The sequence below is a fragment of the Rhodococcus sp. ENV425 genome (assembly GCF_002887785.1).
In the GTDB taxonomy this organism is placed as follows: Bacteria; Actinomycetota; Actinomycetes; order Mycobacteriales; family Mycobacteriaceae; genus Rhodococcus; species Rhodococcus aetherivorans.
Map to the genome: position 1 here is coordinate 38,077 of NZ_PCZU01000147.1, position 1,968 is coordinate 40,044.

General features: G+C 74.4%; 1 protein-coding gene and 1 pseudogene. Both read right to left on the bottom strand.

The features are described 5' to 3' along the window. Positions 1-1,702: DUF2207 domain-containing protein (locus CQZ88_RS11620; protein WP_102799771.1), on the bottom strand; the 1,702-nt coding region annotated here is incomplete at its 3' end. 57 nt (positions 1,703-1,759) lie between these two features. Continuing rightward, positions 1,760-1,968 (bottom strand): annotated as a pseudogene (locus CQZ88_RS11625) (hypothetical protein); the annotation flags it as partial.

Here is a 1,968-nt window from a genome sequence, read left to right on the forward strand (position 1 = left end):
TGTACGCGCCGATCGACGACGACAGGGCCGACTCGAAGCTGTCGAATCCCCCGGTCCCCGAGGCGAATCCGTGCACTCCGACCGGATACGGGTACCACGCCGGCGCCGGCGGCTCGGACCCGGTGACCGTGCGGTACTTCTCCGCCCACCGGTCGGCCACGCCGAACGCGACCGCGTGCGGAATGTAGCGGGTGTAGAGGTCGCGTTCCGCCGAGAACCGGTAGCGGTCCTCGCTCGACGGGGTCACGAGCATGCGCCGGAACCCACCGGCACGCGACCACATCTCGCGGCCCTTCGCGGTGCGCCGCGTCCCCGCCTCCGGCCGCAACAGCTCCCATCCGCCGAACACGAACGCCGCCGCCGGCACGCCCCACATGCTCGGCCACACCGGCACCGCGAACCCGACCACCGCGAGGACCAGCGCCAGCACCACCGCCGCCTTGCCGAGACGCTCGCGGGCCGACGGGGCCACCAGTCCCTCGGTGCGGGCCCAGATCCGGCACTGCGACGCCAGCTCCGTCGTCGCCTTCGACAACCGTTCCCCCGCCGACTTCGAGCCGTCGGCCCGCAGCACCGCGCCGGGGTACGAGATCTGCAGTGCGTCGCCGACCGCCCGGGTCACCGGGTCCGTCGCCGCCCACCTGTCCGCGGACGCGACGCCGCGGACCTCCCACACGTCGGACTTCTTCCCGCCGCCGGCGGGGCGCAGCTCGACCAGTTCCTCCTCTGCGGCGTACAGCAGCGTCGCCGCGAGCGGCGCGGGCCCGGGCCGCTCGGAGGCGAGGTAGACGGTCTGCACCGGTCCGAAGCCGTCGGGCGGCGAGTACAGCACCGGCAGGCCCGGCTCGGGTTCGCGGGCTGTCCACGCCCACCGGGCCGCGACGGCGAATCCGAGCAGGCTCAGCATCGCGACCACCGCCACGACCGGCGCCGACCGCCCGAGGATGGGATCCCAGGCGACCGGCCAGGGCACCGTGGCCCGGGCCGGGGCGTCGAGCCCGAGCCCGATGCGCACGTTCACCGCCGTCCGGGGTTCGAGCCCGGTCACCCCGACGGAGACGGTGTCGGTGCCGGCCCCGCCGAGGATGCAGGCCGCCCCCGACACCGCACATTCGACCAGGCCGGACGCCGCGGGCAGCCGCACCGTGATGTCGGCCCGGTCGATGGCCATCTCCCACCCGCCGGGAACCACGCTCCAGTGGAACACCGAGCCGACCGGGGCGGCCGTCCCCGCGGCCGTGTCGAACGTCGCGGCGGCGCCGCCCGGTGGGTCGAGGACCCCCTCGGTGGTGTACTCGATGCGATAGGTGTGGGTGCCCGGCTCCAGGTACACGTCGGGGTCCCCGATCTTCGCGACGACGAATCGGTGTCCCTGTTGCCGGCTCGTCTCGAACGGCTCGGGCGCGCCGTCGCGTTCGACGGAGACGATCTCGGGGATGTGGCGCACGTGCGGATCGGCGCCCGTGGTGACGTCCCAGTACCGGAAGATGCCGTGCCGGCCGGCCGGGAAGGCGACCGTGACGGTTTCGGTGGCGGTGAGCCCGCCGTCGGCCTCGACGGTGTAGTCGGCGGTGTAGTTCGTGATCCGCGCCGGATCCGACGCGGCGGATGCGTCGCCGGTGTCGAGTCCGGCGAGCAGCGGCCACAGCAGACCGGTCGCAGCGAGCAGCGCAACCAGGAGATACCCCAGAACCCGTGCCACCGCGCCACCGTACCCACCGGCGAGGCGTCTGTCCCGCCGATCCTGCGCGACCGGATCTCAGGGCTCGCCGTCGTCCGGTCCCGGAGCGACGACGTCGACGTGCTCGGGCAGCAGCGGGTTCACCGAGAACGCGCCGGCGACCGCGTCCGCGGGCAGCAGTTCGACGGCGCGGACGCCGGGGGCCGCGGCGAGCTCCGACGCCACCGCCGGCGCGACGCGCACCACGACGCCGACGACGCAGGCGCACCCGTCCGCGAGACGATCGG